Source organism: Brevundimonas diminuta ATCC 11568 (genome assembly GCF_000204035.1).
GTDB classification, from domain to species: domain Bacteria; phylum Pseudomonadota; class Alphaproteobacteria; order Caulobacterales; family Caulobacteraceae; genus Brevundimonas; species Brevundimonas diminuta.
In genome coordinates this window covers 2,242,972-2,245,461 of the sequence record NZ_GL883086.1, presented here as the reverse complement: position 1 = coordinate 2,245,461, position 2,490 = coordinate 2,242,972, and the positions used below count along the sequence as shown (strand labels likewise).

The following is a 2,490-nucleotide window of genomic DNA, read 5'->3' as shown; positions in this document are numbered from 1 at the left end:
GGTGCGCGGCTTCGGCGAGACGGCGCCCGGCGGCAACGCCGAGGGGCTGGTCGGCGCGCCGACGTCCGCCGAGATCCGCCGCTACATCGAGGAACAGGGGCTGCGACGACCGGCTCTGATCGGCCACTCCATGGGCGGCCAGGTGGCGCTGCGGGTCGCGGCCGACGCGGGCGACCGCATCGGCAAGGTCATGGTGGTGGACGCCTCGCCCTTCTTTCCGTCGCTGATCAGCCCCGGCTCGACCGCCGCCGACGTCGAGCCGCTGGCCCGCATCGCCTATCAGGGGCTGATGCTGCTGGGGGATCAGGCCCTGCGGACCCAGGCCTCTTCCATGGGGCTGGAGCTGGGCGGCGCGGCCGACAATGTTCTGGGCGGCCTAGGCTGGCAGGGCGGGGACCGCCGGGTTCTGGCCCAGGGCTTGTATGAGGTAATGACCACCGACCTGCGCGCGCGCCTGCCGCTGATCGAGGCGCCGGTCACCGTCGTCTACGGCTGGAGCCCCGACGACCGCAGCCCGCGCAGCCATGTCGACGGCCTGTTCCGCGCCGGCTACCGCTCCCTGCCGCGACCGGCCGCCTTCGAACGGATCGAGGGGGCCGAGCACATGGTCATGATCGACCGCCCCCGTCAGTTCCAGCAGGCGGTCGAACGCTTCCTGCGCTGAGACTTCAGTCCGGCTGAAGCCGACGGATCGCCGTCAGCAGGGCCGCGTCGTCGCCCATGTCGCCCTCGATGACGTACTGGGGCCGCTGCGGCTCGTTGTTGCCGCGCGCGCGGCCGCGATAGACCTTCATCGGCACGGCGATCTCGGCCAGGCCGCTGGGCAGGGTCGGCTCGCGGATCTCCATGTAGACGGTGTCGGCCGAGGTCTCGCGCCCGACCTGAACGGCGCCGACGGTCTTCCACAGATCGACGGCGTCCAGGCAGGCGGAACCGCAGCTGGAATCGGTCAGGACATAGACGCGGCCCTTCATCAGTTGCGGGGCGGGCGGCGGCGGGGCGGCGTCCTTCGGCGCGTCGTCATCGGCGCTGCGCCAATAGACCTGGCCGGCGGCCTTCGCCGCCTTCATGCCGGTGATGGCGTCCTCGGCCCAGGCGATCAGCTCGGCCTGGCCGTTCGTGGCGCGCAGCTTGTCGAGGAAGGCGGAGATTTCGGCGATGTTGCCGTCCGAAGCGCGCCAGTCGACGCCCTCGATCGCGGGTTCGGGATGGGCGGCCATCCAGTCGTCGCCCCACAGAACCTGGGCCATCAGCTGGCTCCAGTGCGAGGAGCCGCCGCCGTTGCCGCGCAGGTCCAGCACCACATAGGGGGCGGCGCGCAGGGCGTCCTGCTTGGCCTTCATGTCGGCGATCAGGGCCGTCAGTTCGGCGTGGGCCTCGCTGGCGGGATCGCCGTTGAAGGTCGGGGTCGAGATCCAGAAGCCGCCGTCGTCGAAATGCTTCAGGGCGAAGTCGGGCCGGGCGCCGGACGACAGTCGGGCGCGGCGATCGCTCAGATCATCGGGCGTCGCGCGCCAGTCGATGTCGTAGGTCTGGGTCACGCCGCCCGTCTCGAACCGGCAGGTCTTCATCTCGGTCTGCCACGGATTTTCCGCGCTCAGGAACATCCAGTCGCCGAAGCGCGTCCTGATCGCCTCCAGGAACCAGCGGCCGCGGAACTGGCCGATGCGCTGTTCGGCCAGGGTCGCGGCGTCCACCCCGTCGCAGTCGATCAGCCGGGCGCCCAGCGGCGGGGCGGCGGCGTCGCTCTCGTCGCGGTCGGCCACCACCTGATCGGCCCCGCGATAGACGGTCAGGAAGCCGGGCCACCGGGTCGGGAAGCCGAAATCCCTCTGGGTCAGGCCGATCTGGACGTGGCCGTCCTCGAAGCTGGCGACATAGGCGCGCATCGCCCACCACCAGCCGCCCCGGTCCGTAGTGGTCTTCGCCCGCTCCAGCGCGGTCGCCAGTCCCTGATCCAGGCGGGCGCGGAAGCCAGGATTGAGCGGATCATGCACGCCCGGATGGCTGTCCACCATGACAGCGTGCAGGCCGGTCGCGTCCTGAATCAGGGTCGCGGACCAGTCGCGCGGCTGGTCCATCGGTCCGGGCACCGCGTTCGGGGTCTCCTGCGCCTGAACCGCGCCCGCCATCGCCAGGCAGGCGACGCCTGCCGCCAACATCCGCTTCATGAGCATCCCCTCTCCTCGCTCTCGGCGAAAGGGGTGACAGGCGAGACGGCGATGCGCCAGTTACGCTTTGGTCATGGAAACCGTCAGGCGACGGCTTCCAACGCCTCCAGCACAGCCGGGCCGTAGCGGTCCAGCTTGCCCGCGCCGACGCCGGGGATGACGGCCAGTTGGTCCAGGCCGCGCGGCTCCTGCAGGGCGATCTCGACCAGGGTCTTGTCCTGGAAGATGACGTAGGGCGGCACGCGCTGTTCGACGGCGCGCTCGCGGCGCCAGGCGCGCAGGGCCTCGAAGCGGGCGCGCACATCGGCGTCCAGCCCCT

Annotated in this window: 3 protein-coding genes; 1 reads left to right on the top strand and 2 read right to left on the bottom strand. The window is 71.0% G+C overall.

Features of this window, described 5'->3' with window-relative positions; all coding sequences use genetic code 11:
- On the top strand, positions 1 to 664 hold a 664-nt coding region (locus BDIM_RS14795; protein ID WP_040346347.1), incomplete at its 5' end, for an alpha/beta fold hydrolase.
- Between the two features lie 4 nt (positions 665 to 668).
- On the opposite strand, the gene BDIM_RS14790 is transcribed toward BDIM_RS14795, so the two are convergent.
- Entirely contained in the window at positions 669 to 2,171 is a 1,503-nt protein-coding gene (locus tag BDIM_RS14790; RefSeq protein WP_003166395.1) for a S41 family peptidase, read from the bottom strand.
- Between the two features lie 83 nt (positions 2,172 to 2,254).
- A partial coding sequence (locus BDIM_RS14785) for an HRDC domain-containing protein (protein WP_040346345.1) occupies positions 2,255 to 2,490 on the bottom strand: 236 nt, incomplete at its 5' end.

What these genes read in the sequence shown, in the direction of transcription:
- BDIM_RS14790 (WP_003166395.1), bottom strand. Translation starts at nt 2,171, where the DNA reads ATGAAGCGGATGTTGGCGGCAGGCGTCGCCTGCCTGGCGATGGCGGGC.